Source organism: Mongoliitalea daihaiensis (assembly GCF_021596945.1).
GTDB lineage: Bacteria > Bacteroidota > Bacteroidia > Cytophagales > Cyclobacteriaceae > Mongoliitalea > Mongoliitalea daihaiensis.
The window spans coordinates 1863597-1880951 of the sequence record NZ_CP063779.1 but is presented as its reverse complement, the minus strand read 5'-3'; the positions used below and the strand labels follow the sequence as shown (position 1 = coordinate 1880951).

At 40.7% G+C, this 17355-nt stretch carries 19 protein-coding genes; 5 read left to right on the top strand and 14 right to left on the bottom strand.

Annotated elements, in window-relative coordinates; all coding sequences use genetic code 11:
• Positions 1–863: 863 nt before the first annotated feature.
• Entirely contained in the window at positions 864–1988 is a 1125-nt protein-coding gene (locus IPZ59_RS07990) for a DUF4221 family protein (RefSeq protein WP_236139345.1), read from the top strand.
• 52 nt (positions 1989–2040) lie between these two features.
• Here the strand turns inward: IPZ59_RS07990 and ftsY are convergent, their stop codons facing one another.
• From ftsY to gpmI, 6 genes are all read right to left on the bottom strand, one after another.
• Positions 2041–2997 (bottom strand): signal recognition particle-docking protein FtsY, encoded by a 957-nt coding sequence (ftsY, locus tag IPZ59_RS07985; RefSeq protein ID WP_236139344.1) that lies wholly within the window; start codon positions 2995–2997, stop codon positions 2041–2043.
• 90 nt (positions 2998–3087) lie between these two features.
• Complete coding sequence (locus IPZ59_RS07980) at positions 3088–3240, bottom strand: DUF4295 domain-containing protein (protein WP_236139343.1); 153 nt, start codon at positions 3238–3240, stop codon at positions 3088–3090.
• Positions 3241–3285: 45 nt separating this feature from the next.
• Entirely contained in the window at positions 3286–3468 is a 183-nt protein-coding gene (gene rpmG, locus IPZ59_RS07975) for a 50S ribosomal protein L33 (protein ID WP_236139342.1), read from the bottom strand.
• 35 nt (positions 3469–3503) lie between these two features.
• Positions 3504–3746 (bottom strand): 50S ribosomal protein L28, encoded by a 243-nt coding sequence (rpmB, locus tag IPZ59_RS07970; protein WP_236139341.1) that lies wholly within the window; start codon positions 3744–3746, stop codon positions 3504–3506.
• Positions 3747–3895: 149 nt separating this feature from the next.
• The gene (locus tag IPZ59_RS07965) at positions 3896–4471 is read right to left on the bottom strand and encodes a hypothetical protein (protein WP_236139340.1); all 576 of its coding nucleotides are present in this window, start codon (positions 4469–4471) and stop codon (positions 3896–3898) included.
• Positions 4472–4483: 12 nt separating this feature from the next.
• On the bottom strand, positions 4484–6010 hold the full coding sequence (gene gpmI, locus IPZ59_RS07960) for a 2,3-bisphosphoglycerate-independent phosphoglycerate mutase (protein ID WP_236139339.1): 1527 nt from the start codon (positions 6008–6010) through the stop codon (positions 4484–4486).
• Between the two features lie 131 nt (positions 6011–6141).
• On the opposite strand from gpmI, the gene IPZ59_RS07955 reads away from it, so the two are divergent.
• On the top strand, positions 6142–6549 hold the full coding sequence (locus tag IPZ59_RS07955) for a DUF4783 domain-containing protein (RefSeq protein WP_236139338.1): 408 nt from the start codon (positions 6142–6144) through the stop codon (positions 6547–6549).
• A 25-nt stretch (positions 6550–6574) separates the two neighbouring features.
• Positions 6575–7435 (top strand): carboxylating nicotinate-nucleotide diphosphorylase, encoded by an 861-nt coding sequence (nadC, locus tag IPZ59_RS07950; RefSeq protein WP_236139337.1) that lies wholly within the window; start codon positions 6575–6577, stop codon positions 7433–7435.
• 233 nt (positions 7436–7668) lie between these two features.
• Here the strand turns inward: nadC and IPZ59_RS07945 are convergent, their stop codons facing one another.
• Both IPZ59_RS07945 and IPZ59_RS07940 read right to left on the bottom strand, forming a co-directional pair.
• Positions 7669–8901, bottom strand: a complete 1233-nt coding sequence (locus IPZ59_RS07945) for an ammonium transporter (protein WP_236139336.1) — start codon at positions 8899–8901, stop codon at positions 7669–7671.
• Between the two features lie 44 nt (positions 8902–8945).
• The gene (locus IPZ59_RS07940; RefSeq protein WP_236139335.1) at positions 8946–9284 is read right to left on the bottom strand and encodes a P-II family nitrogen regulator; all 339 of its coding nucleotides are present in this window, start codon (positions 9282–9284) and stop codon (positions 8946–8948) included.
• 312 nt (positions 9285–9596) lie between these two features.
• Between IPZ59_RS07940 and IPZ59_RS07935 the strand changes: the two genes are divergently transcribed.
• Entirely contained in the window at positions 9597–10499 is a 903-nt protein-coding gene (locus IPZ59_RS07935; RefSeq protein ID WP_236139334.1) for a nucleotidyltransferase family protein, read from the top strand.
• 315 nt (positions 10500–10814) lie between these two features.
• On the opposite strand, the gene IPZ59_RS07930 is transcribed toward IPZ59_RS07935, so the two are convergent.
• The 3 genes from IPZ59_RS07930 to IPZ59_RS07920 form a co-directional block, all read right to left on the bottom strand.
• The gene (locus IPZ59_RS07930; RefSeq protein ID WP_236139333.1) at positions 10815–11705 is read right to left on the bottom strand and encodes a BF3164 family lipoprotein; all 891 of its coding nucleotides are present in this window, start codon (positions 11703–11705) and stop codon (positions 10815–10817) included.
• A 157-nt stretch (positions 11706–11862) separates the two neighbouring features.
• On the bottom strand, positions 11863–12087 hold the full coding sequence (locus IPZ59_RS07925; RefSeq protein WP_236139332.1) for a hypothetical protein: 225 nt from the start codon (positions 12085–12087) through the stop codon (positions 11863–11865).
• A gap of 942 nt (positions 12088–13029) precedes the next feature.
• On the bottom strand, positions 13030–14166 hold the full coding sequence (locus IPZ59_RS07920) for a TlpA family protein disulfide reductase (RefSeq protein WP_236139331.1): 1137 nt from the start codon (positions 14164–14166) through the stop codon (positions 13030–13032).
• A gap of 96 nt (positions 14167–14262) precedes the next feature.
• On the opposite strand from IPZ59_RS07920, the gene IPZ59_RS07915 reads away from it, so the two are divergent.
• Positions 14263–14676, top strand: coding sequence for a DoxX family protein (locus IPZ59_RS07915; RefSeq protein WP_236139330.1), 414 nt, complete (start codon positions 14263–14265; stop codon positions 14674–14676).
• Here IPZ59_RS07915 and IPZ59_RS07910 read toward each other — a convergent pair.
• From IPZ59_RS07910 to IPZ59_RS07900, 3 genes are all read right to left on the bottom strand, one after another.
• Positions 14673–15848 (bottom strand): 6-bladed beta-propeller, encoded by a 1176-nt coding sequence (locus IPZ59_RS07910; RefSeq protein ID WP_236139329.1) that lies wholly within the window; start codon positions 15846–15848, stop codon positions 14673–14675. The two genes, IPZ59_RS07915 and IPZ59_RS07910, sit on opposite strands and share 4 nt — an antisense overlap.
• A 42-nt stretch (positions 15849–15890) precedes the next feature.
• Entirely contained in the window at positions 15891–16100 is a 210-nt protein-coding gene (locus IPZ59_RS07905) for a hypothetical protein (RefSeq protein ID WP_236139328.1), read from the bottom strand.
• Positions 16101–16224: 124 nt separating this feature from the next.
• A complete protein-coding gene (locus tag IPZ59_RS07900; RefSeq protein WP_236139327.1) occupies positions 16225–17343 on the bottom strand; it encodes a hypothetical protein in 1119 nt (372 codons plus the stop codon).
• Between the last annotated feature and the right edge of the window lie 12 nt (positions 17344–17355).

Sequence of the window (17355 nt, the reverse complement as noted above, 5' to 3'; positions counted from 1 at the left end):
TAAAAGGAAAAAATCTGTGAAAATCTGCGAAATCTGTGGACAACCCCTCGGCGGATCTGGCGATCTACCGTGGCGAGCGTGGCGTGTACAAAAACCAACTACCTGATTAAAATATCAATGGTGAACGTCGAGTTTTTGAGACCCTAGAAACGAGAAGCGAGAGATTAGAAAAAAACACATTAGTGACATTAGTGTCATTCGTGGACCATCCCTCTGCGGACCTGGCGATCAACCGTGGCGGACGTAGCGTGAACAAAAACCAACTATTTGATTAATATATCAATTGGTGAACGCCGAGTTTTTGAGACCCTAGAAACGAGAAGCGAGAGATTAGAAAAAAACACATTAGTGACATTCGTGTCATTCGTGGACCAACCCTCTGCGGACCTGGCGATCTACCGTGGCGAGCGTGGCGTGAACAAAAACCAACTACCTGATTAAAATATTTAATGGTGAACGTCGAGTTTTTGAGACCCTAGAAACGAGAAGCGAGAGATTAGAAAAAAACACATTAGTGACATTAGTGTCATTCGTGGACCATCCCTCTGCGGACCTGGCGATCAACCGTGGCGGACGTAGCGTGAACAAAAACCAACTACCTGATTAAAATATCTAATGGTGAACGCCGAGTTTTTGAGACCCTAGAAACGAGAAGCGAGAGATTAGAAAAAAACACATTAGTGACATTCGTGTCATTCGTGGACCGTTCCTCTGCGGACGTGGCGAACCACCGTGGCGAGCGTGGCGTGAACCAAAGCTAGGTACTGGATACAATGATGAATATCGAATTTTGATTGATGATTTTTTGGAATTCCCCATATATCTCTTACATTTAACCTATTAGTTAATCCTAACGATCCGATATGAAATTCGCAAAGCTTTTCAACACACTAATTCTTTTAGTTTCTTCGCTTATATTTCTATTCTCCTGTTCATCTACCCAAGATACAAAGACTCCTATCGTTTTTTACGGTCCAATTGAAGAAATAATCCTAGATACCGTTTATATTGAAAAAGATCTAGAAACAAGTCGGCTACCAAGCACATTTATGTATGATGCATCTTCGCGGTCATTAATTTCATTGGCACAAAATTCCCTTTTCACAGTACCCTACCCGGAACTTACACCAGTCAACAAACAGCTATTAGAAAAAGAAGGCCCAGATGGCATTGGCACCTTTAGCTATGGGGGGTTGATTACAGATGATTACATATTTATTCTGAACAGTCCAAAAGAACTGATTCAGCTAGACAAAAAGGGCAAAGTTTTAAAAAGAATTCCATTTCCCTTGGACAGTAAAATACCCAATGCGCTTTTCAATATACTCAAAGGCCAACAAATCTCCTGGGACAAAGAAAACCAACGATTGATCATCCCATTAGTACCTTTTGTTCTCAAAGAAGAAAGTTTTGAAAACAATCCTTGGATCTGGGAAGCAGATTTTACCTCAGATGAAATCCGACCTTTGGCATCATTTACTTTCCCCGAACTTTATAAAGAGTTTTTAGAGGATGTAGAATTAGGAACCTTTTACAACACTTACCACCCAAAACTCCAAGCTCAAGTTATTTCGATGCCGGCCTCAGATTCTTTGTTGCTAATTCATGCGGATAGACAGGAATGGAAATATGCCGGTTCGTCCGAAAAGCTACAATTCCTCAAAGGAAAAACGGAACAGTATGGGGAGATGATTGCCTTTTTACCCAATCATGAAAGCAGCCGCTATGGAGCCATCACTTGGGACCCTTATCGCAATCACTTTGTAAGGAATCTGATTATATCGGAGAAAAAGGTGAACGATAAGGTCATCAGAGACCATCGACTACTCTTCTTTGATGCTGATTTTCAGAAACTGGCAGAGATTAGTTTCAATGCCGACATCATCAGTCGCACACCGTTTTTCACTCCAGATGGAGTTTATCTCAAGTTGTTGGATGCTGAATCAGATGATTATGAGGGATATGTAAGGCTTAAGACCGAATTTTGATTGGCTAGAGGTTAGTGAGATTAGAAACAAGGCGCAAGAACCAATCAATCGCTTACTTCTTCTTAAACAAAGAATCTACAAACTCCTTACGGTTAAATACTTGCAAGTCTGTCATCTTTTCCCCTACTCCAATATATTTTACCGGGATCTTAAACTGATCAGAGATTCCAATGACTACTCCACCCTTTGCGGTTCCGTCCAACTTTGTAATGGCCAGTGCGCTGACTTCTGTAGCTTTCGTGAATTCTTTCGCTTGAATAAAGGCATTTTGACCAGTAGATCCATCCAATACCAATAGGATTTCATGTGGGGCATCGTCGATAAACTTCTGCATCACCCGCTTGATTTTGGTAAGCTCATTCATTAAGTTAATCTTGGTATGCAAGCGGCCCGCGGTATCTACTATCACTACATCTGCATTCATCTCTACCGCTCTCTTGACGGTATCAAAAGCCACAGAAGCAGGATCTGTATTCATCCCATGAGAAATCACTGGTACCCCCACGCGTTCACCCCAGAGGATTAGCTGATCCACTGCTGCGGCTCTGAAGGTATCAGCTGCACCTAAGACAACGGACTTCCCTGCTGCTTTAAACTGATGAGCCAGCTTACCGATGGTAGTGGTTTTGCCAACTCCATTGACACCTACCACCATGATGACATAAGGTTTTTTATCGGCAGGAAGATCAAAATCAGAAAGATCCGCACTTTTGTTTTCCTCCAATAAGCCCATAATTTCTTCTCGAAGGAGCACATCCAATTCTGAGGTGTTCAAATATTTATCGCGGGCAACACGTTCCTCGATCCTACGAATGACCTTGATCGTGGTATCTACCCCTACATCAGAAGTAATCAGAATTTCTTCCAGCTCGTCCAATACATCCTCATCTACTTTGGATTTACCAACGACCGCTTTACTGATTTTTGAAAAAATATTTTCACTGGACTTTTGAAGCCCTTGATCCAAACTTTCTTTCTTCTCTTTGGAAAAAAAACCGAAGATTCCCATAATAGTATGTAATTGAAGCCCGAATATAATGAAAATGTCCCTTCAAGTCATTGCTCGAAGGGACATTTCGAATAATATCGAAATAAATTCTTATTTTTTCAAGGTATCCTGTACCATTGCTGTTGGAACCATTTCTTCTTTGAAGGTGTAAGCACCAGTTTTTTCAGACTTCACAGCCTTGATAACTTTAGCATACGTTACTCCACCTTCTTTCTTTAGGGTCGCTACTACTTTCTTTGCCATGTCTTTAGAGGATTATAGGTTGTTTGTTGACAACACCGTGCCTGATTACTTAATTTCTTTATGAACCGTCATTTTCTTCAAGATAGGATTGTATTTTTTCAATTCCAATCTTGTCGTAGTATTCTTACGGTTTTTTGTTGTGATGTATCTTGAAGTACCTGGAAGGCCAGACTCTTTATGCTCTGTGCATTCCATAATCACTTGTACTCTGTTACCTTTCTTAGCCATCGCTTCCTAGTATTTATATGCGTTAACTTGACTGATTATTTAATGATGATCATACCTTTGGCCTGAGCATCTTTCAACACGGCACTGATACCGTTTTTGTTGATTGTTCTCAAAGCCTTGGAACAAACTTTCAACGTAATCCAAGCATCTTCTTCTGGGATGTAGAAGTTTTTCTTGTGTAGGTTTGGATAAAACATACGCTTGGTCTTGTTGTTCGCGTGCGATACGTTGTTACCTACTCGAGGTCTTTTACCGGTGATGTCACAAACTTTTGCCATGATATATTGTCGTAATAGTATAGACGTTTTTTAAATTGAGTCTGCAAATATCGGACTTTTGCTCGAATTAACAAAAGTTGATTTTATTTTTTTCGATAAAGTTCTCAAAACCACAGATTAAATCCCCCAAACTTATAAAATAACTGAAATTAATAGCGGATATACCCCTGAATCACCATTCGATTAGGCTTGGACCAGATGACATCTTGTGCAGTTTCGATCACATAGTGACTCAACTGCTCGGTGCCTGAGTTGAAAAACATCGCCCCTCTGATTTCGGAAGTATAAAAGAAGTTTTCTTTCTTTTCAAAGAAACTCAACTCCTTGACTTTCCCGTCTTCATAGCGGACCACTACCTTTTGGGTTTTATTTTTCTCCCCTTCCTTCAACTCATGAATGAGGTATTCCAAACTTCGGGTATTTTCATAAGCCGCAGCCAGGGCTGGCTTATTGATATCATTTTGGATAAAGAAATCAAATTCGTTCAACCAATCCTCTAATGCAAAAACATCCTCTGACCTTTCTTGGCTCCCGTTGACAGTTGCTTGTCTAGACACTGTTTGCCCATCCAATTTATTTGCCAAAACCTCCACAAACTCTTGTATCGGAAAGTAGGCAGTCTCCACCTCTGATCTCTCCCTAGACTCTGGATTACAACTCTGGGAGATAAAAAGAATACTCATGCATCCGAAAACTAGATAAAATTGCGCTTGAAGCTTTTTCATATCTTATCTAACCTACCTAATAAGTAAATTATCTCCTGTCATTTCTTGTGGTACATCTACTCCCATCAAGGCTAGGATGGTTGGAGCCAAATCACCCAATTTCCCGTCTTTTACAGGGAGGACATCGTCTTTATCTACCATAATGCACGGTACTAAATTGGTGGTATGGGCGGTATTTGGAGAACCATCTTCATTGATCATCATATCAGAATTGCCATGGTCTGCAATGACGATGGTAGTATACCCACTTTCCAAGGCTTGTTCAATCACCTGCTTTGCACAGGCATCCACCGCTTCACAAGCTTTCACTGCCGCATCAAACACCCCCGTATGACCAACCATATCTGCATTGGCAAAATTTAGACAAACAAAATCCACCTCTTTCTTACGGAGTTCTGTCTTTATTTTTGATGCGATTTCAAAGGCAGACATCTCGGGTTTTAAGTCATAAGTAGCTACTTTTGGAGACGAACATAAGATCCTGCTCTCCCCCTCAAAAGCAACCTCTCTACCGCCTGAGAAAAAGAATGTCACGTGAGGATACTTCTCGGTTTCAGCGATTCTGATTTGTTTTTTACCTGCCTTTTCCAAAACTTCCCCCAAGGTATTATTCAAATTATCCTTCTCAAATAAGACTTTTACACCTTTAAAGGTATCGTCATAGCTGGTGAATGTGACATAATGAAGATTCATTTTTTTCATGTTGTAATCTTCAAAATCCTCTTGAGTCAATACTTGCGTGATTTCTCTGCCACGGTCTGTTCTGAAATTGAAACAAATGACCACATCGCCCTCCTTGATGGTTGCTACGGGCTTATTATCGCCGTTTGCTTGTATGATTGGACGGATAAATTCATCCGTAACACCATTTACATAAGACTTTGAAATAGAGGCTGTAATATCCTTGGAACGCTCTCCCTCTCCTTTGACTAGGGCGTCGTACGCTAGCTTGACGCGCTCCCAACGCTTATCCCGATCCATGGCATAGTATCTTCCCACAACTGATGCGATCGTACCAATAGAGCCCTTTAAATGTGCCTGTAAGTCCTTGATATACCCAAGACCCCCCTTAGGGTCCGTATCTCTACCGTCGGTAAAGGCATGGATGAAAGCCTCCTTCAACCCATTGGCTTTGGCAGCATCACACAGTCCTTTTAAATGCTTGATGTGTGCGTGAACACCCCCATCCGATACAAGCCCGATAAAATGTACATCCTTCGTATTTTTCTTTGCATACTCAAAAGCTTCTTGCAAGACGGGATGCGTATTGAGGTCTCCTTCTTCTACTGCTTTATTGATTTTTACCAAATCCTGATATACCACGCGTCCGGCACCGATATTCATGTGTCCAACCTCAGAGTTCCCCATCTGTCCTTCAGGAAGCCCAACAGCTAATCCAGAAGCATCGAGTTTACTATGAGGATATGTATTAAAAAGACTATCCATGAAGGGGGTTTGTGCTTTTTCAATGGCAGAAACAGATGGATTGGTACCAAGTCCCCACCCGTCCAAAATCATCAAAATAACTTTCTTATTCATGTCGCATGTGTGGTTAATTCCTTACAAAAATTAAATGAGTTTGTAAAAATGCCTATTCTTTACCAATGCCACAAAATTAGCATGGAAATATTTTTTTCTTTTTGGCTTAATATTTGTTCAATTAGATCATCATGACAAACCTGAGTACCTTTATTTTCGTTTTAAGCCTATTAACCATTCAATGGTGGCATCAACCTGCCCGAGTGGGTAAACTACACGATTTGGATAACTTGGCTTATACATTCAAAAATGGTTCTAGCAGGGAGCTATCCAATTACTTTGGGTCGCGAGTAGAGATTAATATCAGTGGAAATTCGGGACATTATTCTAAAAATCAGGCTGAGCAGGTCATGCGCGATTTTTTCAAAAAATATCCTCCCCTAGATTTTCATCTACTCCAAAAAAGCGCAGGAAGCAACGATCTTACGGCTACAATGGCTCATTATTTTTCAGGTGAACAGCGTTTCAAGATATTAATCAAAGCAAAATCGGAAAAAGAAGGCCCACTTGTTTTTGCGCTCGATATCATCAAAGAGTAAAGCCAAATATGCTTACCTTTGCGCTGTGAGAAACTTACCCTATTTAACTACAGACCGCATACATGCCTTCATTCAAGCAGCCCTACAGGAGGACATTGGACCGGGAGATTATTCCAGCTTATCTGCATTTGACAGCAATCAGCAAGGACAAGCACGGTTGATTATCAAAGAACCTGGCGTACTGGCCGGAATGGAATTGGCTGAAATAATCTTTCAATATTACGATCCAAGCCTTCAAGTCCAACGATTACTCGATGACGGTCAGGTTGTGTTGCCCGGAGCTATAGGTTTAATTGTTACAGGAAAGGCTGCCTCCATTTTGAGTACAGAACGATTGGTTCTCAACTGCATGCAGCGTATGAGTGGCATAGCTACCAAAACCGCTTATCTGACCAAAAAAATTGCGCATACCAAGGCCAAATTGCTCGACACCCGAAAAACAACCCCTAATTTCCGAATGCTTGAAAAATGGGCAGTGGCTATCGGCGGCGGAGTCAATCATCGCTTTGCACTCTATGATATGGTGATGCTCAAAGACAACCATATTGACTTTGCAGGAGGGATTGCACAGGCTATTGCCAACACCAAAGACTACCTTCACAAACATCAGTTAGATCTGAAAATTGAGGTGGAAACCCGCAGCTTAGCAGAAGTAGATCAGGTTTTGGCTATTGGGGGCATTGACTACATCATGCTGGATAATATGGATTTTGAAACCATGAGAGAAGCTGTACGGAGAATTGATGGCAAGTTCTTGGTAGAAGCTTCTGGGGGAATTACGGAAGAAACCTTAGCCACTGTAGCCGAATGTGGAGTTGACTTTATATCGGTCGGCGCGCTGACTCATTCTATAAAATCACTAGACATCAGCTTAAAAGCCTTTTAAGGAAAATTACTCACGTCATTCGGTCATCGGTCAATAACCTGTCAACCTATTTCATGAGGCGGCAGCCAAACCGTCGGCTAACAACTGTTGATTATCGTCGATGATCCGCAATGAACCATGTGAGACTTTCACTTATTCACTTATCAAAGATAATCACCTCACGAAAAAAGCCGGCATGAAAATCATCCCGGCTTTTGTATATAATGGCTATAGTCAATTGTATAAACTAGAATTTAATCTTTAGAAGCAAAATCCGGGTAAGCAGACATGCTGTGTTCGTTGATATCCAAGCCCTCCAATTCTTCCCGCTCATCTACACGGATTCCAATACTCTTCTTCATGCTGAAGAAAATCAACCAGGAAGTGCCCACACAAAAAGCACCAACAACTCCTATACCAATGAGTTGCGACCATACTTGTCCCATTCCTGCCAAATCTCCAAAAAGCCCAACGGCTAAAGTGCCCCAAATTCCACAAACTAAATGAACAGAGATCGCGCCCACGGGGTCGTCAATTTTAATTCTATCAAAGAACACAACGGCAAATACCACAATAGTGCCACCGATAAAACCGATGATAGCTGCTTCTCCTACTCCCATTAAGTCTGCTCCTGCGGTAATGGATACCAAGCCAGCCAAAATCCCATTGAGTACCATGGTGATATCGTAGGTTTTGAATTTGAGGTAGGAGGCTACCAAGGCACCCATAGCACCTGAGGCCCCCGCAATCGCAGTGGTGACAAATACCAGAGAAACTGTACCCGGATCAGCAGTCAATACAGACCCTCCATTGAATCCAAACCAGCCAAACCACAAAAGAAATACCCCTATGGTAGCCATGGGAATATTATGACCTGGGATAGCTTTCATACCGGACTCCGTATATTTTCCCAATCGTGGACCTAACAAATAAGCACCTATCAAGGCTCCCCAGCCTCCTACAGAGTGAACAATCGTCGAGCCTGCAAAATCATAAAATGGAATATCCAACGCATCCAAGAAGCCTCCTCCCCACTTCCACATACCCACTATAGGGTAACAAATCCCTACATAGATGAGTGAAAAGAATATAAATGGACCTAATTTGATACGTTCAGCTACAGCTCCCGACACAATTGTAGCCGCTGTCGCAGCAAACATGGCTTGGAAAATAAAATCAGTGAAAAAAGTATACCCTTCATTGTAGGCAGAGGTACTCCATCCTTCAGGGAGTGCCAAACCGATACCTGCTAGACCAAAAAAACTGCCTGCAAAATCATCGCCCGGATACATTAAATTAAAACCTATAAACGCATAGGTCAATAAGCCAATGGCTGGTATAATGGTATTTTTAAATAAGATGTTGACCGTATTTTTGGCGCGTGTCAAGCCAGCTTCCAAACTGGCAAAGCCTAAGTGCATGATGAATACCAAAATAGTGGCCACCATCATCCACAAATTATTGATAGTAAAGATTTCTTGATTCATAGGTTTGATCGTTAGTACATGAGTAAAGATGTAATGAGAATGATTTATAAAGCAGCCTCCCCGGTATCGTTATTTCGGATACGGTAAGCTTCTAATGCTTCATAGATGAAAATTTTTCCATCTCCGACTTCTCCAGTCCTCCCTTGAGTCAGAATACAGTTGATTATTTCATCCACATGCTCATCAGTGGTTACAATTTCTATTTTGGTACGGGGAATATAGGCAGGTTCATAAGCCACCCCCCGGTAGGTTTGAACTTTGGGGTGCTCCATGCCCATCCCCTTGACTTCATAGAAGGTGAAAAACTTCACTCCCAAACCTGCGACACATCTATGAATGTCTTCAAATTTGGATGTTCTAATAATTGCTTCGATTTTTTTCATTTTCTGCAATATTTTATTCGGTTTAATAGGATTTCGATGCTAATCTAGCGGTTTTTTTGATAAAAAAATATTTTTGATTAGTTTTTTAACTATCAAATCCAATTTTTATACATTTTTTATTAAATCAGATTGTTTTAGAAACCCTAAATGAGAATTTTATCGCTTTTAAGCAAAGTATTGACTCATTTTACTACCCACTTTAGAAGGAAATTGAATTTTTATGAAAAATCAGCTAGTTAAAGCAAACAAACACAATCCTTTTAAAGTACCCGTAAAAGACTAAATTTGCGTTTCTACTAACCAATTGATTTTATGACAAAACCAACACTTTTAGTATTGGCTGCCGGCATGGGCAGCAGGTATGGAGGAAATAAACAAATTGACGGCTTTGGACCAAGCGGAGAAATTATTCTGGAATATTCCATTTTTGATGCCATTAGAGCTGGCTTTGGAAAAGTGGTCCTGATCGTACGAGAGGAAATCTTGGAAGCTACCAAAGAACTGATACTTCCAAAGGTCAAGGGAAAAATCGAAGTTGACTTTGTGATTCAGTCTTTGCAATCATTTGTGCCAGCAGAATTCCAGAATGCTGCCCGTGTAAAACCATACGGCACCGCCCATGCGGTCCTTTGTGCCAAGGATGCAGTAGCAGAACCCTTTGCTGTGATCAATGCAGATGACTTTTATGGAAAAGAGGCATTTGAAGTACTTGGAAAGTTTTTGAGCAATGGCGTTCAGCCCAACTTGCACGCCATGGTCGGCTATGCCATTGAGAATGTATTATCCGAAAATGGTACAGTTTCTAGAGGCGTTTGCGAAATGAATGACGCTAACCAACTCATTGGCATGACCGAACGTACGGCTATTGCACGTGAGGGAGAGAAAATTCTGGCCAAAGGAGATGGGGAAGTTTTGGAAATTGCAGCAGGCACGCCTGTTTCCATGAATTTCTGGGGCTTTCATCCAGCAGTATTCTCTGATATTGAGTCTATGTGGAAGGAGTTTCTCCCCGCCAATCAGGAGAATCTTAAATCCGAATTTTTTATACCGACTATTGCCAACAACCTGATTCAAGCAGGCAAAGCGGCCTTTGAAATCTTAGAAGGCGGCAAAACATGGTTTGGGGTAACGTATACAGAGGATAAGCCTGGAGTGATTGAAGCCTTGAAGGCACTTCATGAAAAGGGTGAATATCCGGATAACCTTTGGGGCTGATACTATAATACCTTAGGGCCTAGGTGGATACTACCACTGAGGCTCTAAGGTAAAGGTTTCACGCAGAGACGCCAAGGCGCTATTTAAAAGGCAAAAATGAAATCAATAATATCCGTGGCACATCCGTTCAATCTCCTGTATCTGCGAGAGACACCGATAAGGTTCACGCCAAAAACGTTACGCTGAACGCCAAGAGCTCAACGAAACAATCACATGATTCTCTACGGACGTAGCGTAGATCCGTTGCGGACGTTGTGAGAAATCTTTTGGGGTCTTCCGTAAAAAATCAGTGATAAATCCGCCCAATCTCCCATATCAGCGAGAGCTCTTAAGGTCGAGTTGGTAGATTGGATTGTCTTCATTCATGGGGTTTAGTCCGTACAGAATACCTTTTTGCTCGTCAAAGGTTAAGAAGTTAAGAGGTTGGTCGAGGGTAAGGCGTTGTTGGAGTTTACCTTGCCAGTCGAATACAAGCAATTCACAAGTCATTGGTTCCTCTAATTCAAGGACGTCTTTTCCATAGTAAATTGTGTAAATAGCGTCCTTGGTAGCTGCGACAGCTGTAAATGCAATAATAGTAGCTCCTTCATCGTACTTCAAATCCCCAAAAATCACCTCATGAGTTACTATGGAAGTTTCATCGACAATTATTAATTCATCATAGTAGTTAAACACAGCAGCAAACTTTGCCTCATCCGGTTTCTTAACCAAGTAGTTGGAAGAAAAAACGAGCTTATCCGTTCCACTTACTTGAAAATGTGGGTTTTTGATAGATAATGGAACAGTGCTTACAGCGTTCCCAGTATTTCTAGATTGTGTAACAAGGAGGTCTTGAAAACCTGCTGACTGATAAATGATATGGGTTGGCGTTACCCCAATAACATCTTCTATCAAGGCCATCTCAGAAACTTCAAAAGGCTCTAGTGATAACGCTCCCGAATCGGTATCTAAACGGAATAGACTGTTTTTAAAGCCATCAAAAACAAAAACCTCATTATTTTCTCCACGAAGGATGGATGGGTAATCATAAAATTCATCTGGCCCATCTCCCAACTTCCCCAAAGAAGCAAGAAGGGTCCAGTCATCCTCAAAAATCTTGATAAATCCCTCCGAACCAAATTCGTCGACAACTACGAAAAGACCTCCTTGTACCGCAAGTATTTTTGTTGGGTTTCGCAAGACATCATCTGTGATTAAATTTTCCAAGGTTTTATTATCGAAAACAACCTCCTTTTCCTGCGTGGAGCAACCAATCAACGAAATAATAAAAACGAATCTAATTATTCTAATCCACTTCATATCTTGACTTTATTTTTATAATAAATGTGAGGGGTGTAATTAAAATCACCCCTCACAAACTAACTTACATACAAGCTTGCTCAGGTATTCCTTTCTCTTTTCCACAAAAGCAATTGTAGAAAGTCCTGTCTTTGGTAAATGGACCTGATGAGGTCCAAATTGAGTAACCAAAATTGACACATCCTGGACCATCTCCACCCGGTTCTAATGATTGGTCCTGCGCTGATGAATAGCTATAAAATGAAGCTACCATTGCGAAAATGAAGAAAACAATTAAATTTTTTTTCATAATACGTTAAATTAGGTTAGAAATAATTTTAACGTCAAACAGGTCAAACTGCCTTTAAGAACAGTTTAAAGAAAGAAAGAAAGAAGCAAGTTTTTAGTTAAAAAAATTCATTTGAAAATTTATTGATGTAAAAAAACGTTTTACACTTGAATATTCATATTTTATTCATTTGCTAAAATACAACTAAAAAAGAACTTTACCTTTTCCTAAGATTATAATGTTGTTTGGAAAAGGTATGCAAGGGTATGGTTTCTAAAGGAGCTAAGGATGAAGAAAGGGTGTCACGCCAAGACGCCAAGACGCGGTTTTAAGAGCGCTGAAGAAATTAATTATATCTGTGACAAATCTGCCAAATCTCCTGTATCTGTGAGAGACTTTTGCCACAAAGGCGCTAAGGCACAAAGAAAAGGGTGTCACGCCATGGCGCAAAGACGCAATTTAAAGGGCGCTAAAGAAATAAATTCTATCAGCGCCAAATCTGCTAAATCTCCTGTATCTGCGAGAGATTGTAGCCACAAAGGCGCTAAGGCACAAAGAAAAGGATGTCACGCCATGGCGCAAAGGCGCAGTTTTAAGAGCGCTGAAGAAATTAATTATATCTGCGTCAAATCTGCCAAATCTCCTGTATCTGTGAGAGACTTTTACCACAAAGGCGCTAAGGCACAAAGAAAAGGGTGTCACTCCATGACGCCAAGACGCAGTTTCAAGAGCGCAGAAGAAATTAATTATATCTGTGACAAATCTGCCAAATCTCCTGTATCTGTGAGAGACTTTTGCCACAAAGGCGCTAAGGCACTAAGAAAAAGGTGTCACGCCATGGCGCAAAGACGCAGTTTTGAAGGCGCAGAAGAAATTAATTATATCTGCGTCAAATCTGCTAAATCTCCTGTATCTGCGAGAGACCATTCCGAAACTTCCGTTCATTCCGCGCATTCTGCGAGATCACTCAACTCCCTCTCCAATCTCTATCAGCGCCTCATAAGCTTCATCCCCTGGTCGGGGGGCGTTGACTTGGAGGATTTTATTTCCCTTGCCTAAAATCAGGTATCTCGGGATACCCCATACTTTGAAGTAACGCATGATCTCTGCTTCAAAACCCTGACCTGCAAACAAATGAACCCCATTCATCGGGTTTTTATCTAAATAATTTTTCCAGGATTCTTCTTTTTCATCTACGGATACATACATCAAGACGATATCATCCAAACCCACCAGCTTCTTTTCAAAATCAGGCGTCTTGGTCTTAAAGGTTTGAATGCATGGTCCACACCAAGAGGCCCACAAATCCAAATAAATGATCTTATCTTGATAATCTGAAAGACGCACCGTCGATCCTGTCAAATCCTTAAATTCAAAGTCAGTCACCTGGGCTCCTGTTCGCAGGCGCTCCAAACCTTTCAAATCTTCCATCATATTGGGCAAATGGACTGATTGAGGATATTCTGCTACAAATTGCTTAACCAAACGCTCACTAACTTCGTAGCCTCCGGACAGCATGACCATTTCATTCATAACCATGGCCGCTTTCAAACTTTCGCGCATGGGTTCTTCTCTGGACAATATAAATTCCTCCACACGGGTATTGGGCATACCGAAGGGAATCTCCAAGGAATAATGAAGTGCCATCATCAAGGAACGAGACAAATCATCATTCAGGTTGGTCAAGTCATCCAGTATCCCTAATTGGACCAAGTACTGTTGAAAGAAGGCGGACTTCTCCTCCGCAGAAAGCCCCTCAGCACGTTCCATATACGCTTCTGAGAGCTGCACCAGCAGGGCCTTTCTCATCGCCACAGCCTCTGAAATATCGGACGCATCCAAGGATGTCTCTTGTCCTTTGAGATGATCCTGTACCTGCTGATCAATTTTTTTTGCCAAAGCAATAAATTCATCCACAGAAGGGGCCTCCTCTGCATCAAAAAGTGATTCTGCAATCATAGGATACAATTCCTCTTGGACAAATCCATACAAGGAAGTACTGTAAATAGTTAAGGCATCACTTTTTTGCTGGGCAAAGGAAAAAGAAAAGGGTAGCACTAACAGAGTTATGATCAGACACAGGTATCTCATATAGTTCATTTGGATTAGTTTGTATAAAGCATCCCTAAGTTACTGCCAAGAATGAATTAAATGCTTATTTTTGGAAAAATAAAATGCAATTACAATCCCAAATCCATGAAAAAGTTAATCTTTAGCACCAAACCTTTTGCGCTTGATTTTGCGCTGGCATTGCTTCGAATCGGTTCAGCAGCCATGATGCTTACCCATGGATGGGCCAAGATTGCAGATTTTACCAATAAACTCGGTACTTTTAGAGACCCCTTAGGTGTAGGGCCGGCAGTATCCCTTCAGTTGGCGATTTTCTCCGAGTTTTTTTGCGCCATATTGCTACTGTTAGGATTTATGACCCGGATTTGCTTGTTGCCCTTGGGATTCACCATGTTTGTGGCGGCGTTTATGGTTCATGCAGACGACCCCTTTGCATCCAAAGAAAAGGCACTCTTGTTTTTATTGATCTTCGTGGTATTGAGCATTACAGGCCCCGGACGATTGTCCTTAGATGCCCAAATCAACCGAAAGCGCTATTAAAAAGTTGCTTTGAGTTTATATAAAACCAATACATGGTAATCATCGATTAACTTATCTTCGTTTTCCTGTACAAATTGATGGATGCCATCAGGCGAATTGCTTGTATCCTTACCCGCAAAGGTCTGCTTGTACTCGCTTAAAAAATCACGGGAATCGATCATATGGATTACTTCGTTGGCAGAAAAACTCCAGGGTGAACCCAACATTTTCATCCCATCCAAGTCATTGGTCAAGTTATACTTATGAAAAATAGGCTTTTTATTTTTATCAAGTAGAATATAGTGCTTCTTTTTCCCCATTCCTTGGGACACACATACAAAATAAAAGTCTTTAAATGGGAAAAATGATCCAATTTCTCTTACTAAGTTGTTTTCCTCCTGTAATCTATACAATTCTTGTCTTTCTAGCTTAAAAAAGCTATCGGGAATACTATATTTCCCAAAGTTAAAATCAATAACTGAACTTAACCTCCCTGAGATTTTGTCAAACTGAGCCACTTGGGTTGAAAATGTCACGTTAAAATAAAGATTAGGACTGTAAATGGAAGAAATGAAGCTAACGTGCGTATCAAAATTACCTACTCTTTGTTTTTCATCAGGAAATTTCAAAAACCCTTCCTGTTCATCAGCATCTATCGTACTCCTAACAAAATTATAACCACCAAAATCAGCTGAGTAACTGGTAAAACCAAGCAAGAAGTCAGACCCCTTATATAACTTTTGAAAGCCTCTCTTACATCTAAACTCGTTGATAAACTCACCCTGAAGATCAAACTCAATTATCTTTAATATGGAATCGTCAAAAATTATTACCCGATCATCCATCACTTGAAAATCACCTATACGAAAAAACTCTTGAGGTCCAGTCCCCTTTGGTTCAAAAACATGCGCTAACTGACCCAATGAATCGAAAACTAACAAATTATAGGTATTGATATCCCGTACGTAAAAATTTCCTTTTTTATCAACAAAAACACTGTGAGGCCATGAAATGGGGTATGCATCAGTTGGTTTTAAGAGCACGTATCGAACGGATTCCATTATATCTGAAAGAACACCCTTGTCTGCTGCGTCTAAGTCTATTGATAGAGGACCATCATGATCTTCAGACTCACCCGATGGAGAACACATGGTAAAACAGAAAACCGCACCCAATAAAAGGAGTTTTTTCATATCCATTAATTTAAAAAAGAGGGGGTATCCCCTCTTTTATTCCTAACATAAATCTTGAATACTTGGATCACAAGCTGATTCATAAATCACCCACTCGCATCTTTTAACTTTAATTTCTTCGTTATTCCGACAACCAACTTCTTTTTCAACAAAGCCACCGATTTCAGGAATCACCTCTTGCGCCTCCACTTGGAAACACCAACCAAAACTGAGTAATAAACATACTCCTAGAACTTTTACGGTTTTAAACATAACGTTTGGGTTAAAATCAATAATTATTTTAATACTTACAAGCTTTCTTGCTCATAAAGCCCTTAAAGAAAGAAAGAAACAAGTTTTTAGTTGGAAATAGTTTAAAAAAACTCAACCACTAGTTTCACTTCCTAGCAGGATACAGCCCTAACCTTTTCATTTCTTCAAATACCCGCACTTTCCCTTCTGCATCATTGGTTAAAAAAGCATGAATAAGATCTGGAAGGAGCCCGGAAGAATGCAAAGCTGTCAAGCCATGACCATCGTTGATGATGATAGGCTTATTCATACGGACCAGTTCCGATAACACTTCATAGCTGTGATAGCTCACCAAGAGATCAAATTTACCCGCTAGAATGAGTGTAGCTTCTTGGACTTCCATGGGCTGATCATACCTGATACCATAGACATCAAATCGTTCTTTTTGATGCGCTACCCATAAATCGCTACTTGCCTCTCTCAGCCAGTTACCAAATGGATGACGCTGATCATTGGCCAAACCAAAGGCATAAGAATGCTCAAATAATCGAACCTGAGTTGCAATATCTTCTAAGTGCACGTTTCTTAGAAATGCATACTGAAAATTAGGGAACAAAAAACTCGAGAAATACCCCCAAAGACTTTCATCTGCTGAAAGGTCCCTTAGGTTCAAACTCGTCTGGGAAGAAAAATAGAATAACAAAAGCGGATTAAGCAGAGCGTTGGAGCGGCTAAGCTTATGAATAGGTGTGAAAAAACCTAAGTTTTTATGTACATCCAAAATTAATGGGCTTAACCAAACACTTTTACTGACACTCTCCGGGTAATTGGTTGAATAATGTAGGAGTCCAGCAGCTGCTGACCCCTGCCCCAAAAGAATAATCTTTTGATCCCCTACGATTGCCTTTCTGACATACTCCAAGTCCATTACGGCCTGTTGCTGATTATAGAATCTGTATGCCAACTTCCAGTTTACCTGTTCGTTCTGGACAACCAGCTTTTTGATTTCCTCCGATTGTTGTCTGCCATGTACTCTTACAATATTCCACTTTTCCTGCAATCCCTTAGCAATATCAAATAGTTCATCCCATGTAAGCAGAGGATCATCGACTAAAAAAATGCTCTCTCTATTTTTGTCGAAATCTCCTATGATGGTATAGGTGATTGGTATTTTCTTACTATCCTGCAACTGATGATCTATCGGAACCATCACTTGGTATTGCTGATTGGTAAACCATGAAAAAAATAACAATATGCTTAGCATCAGAAATTTTAT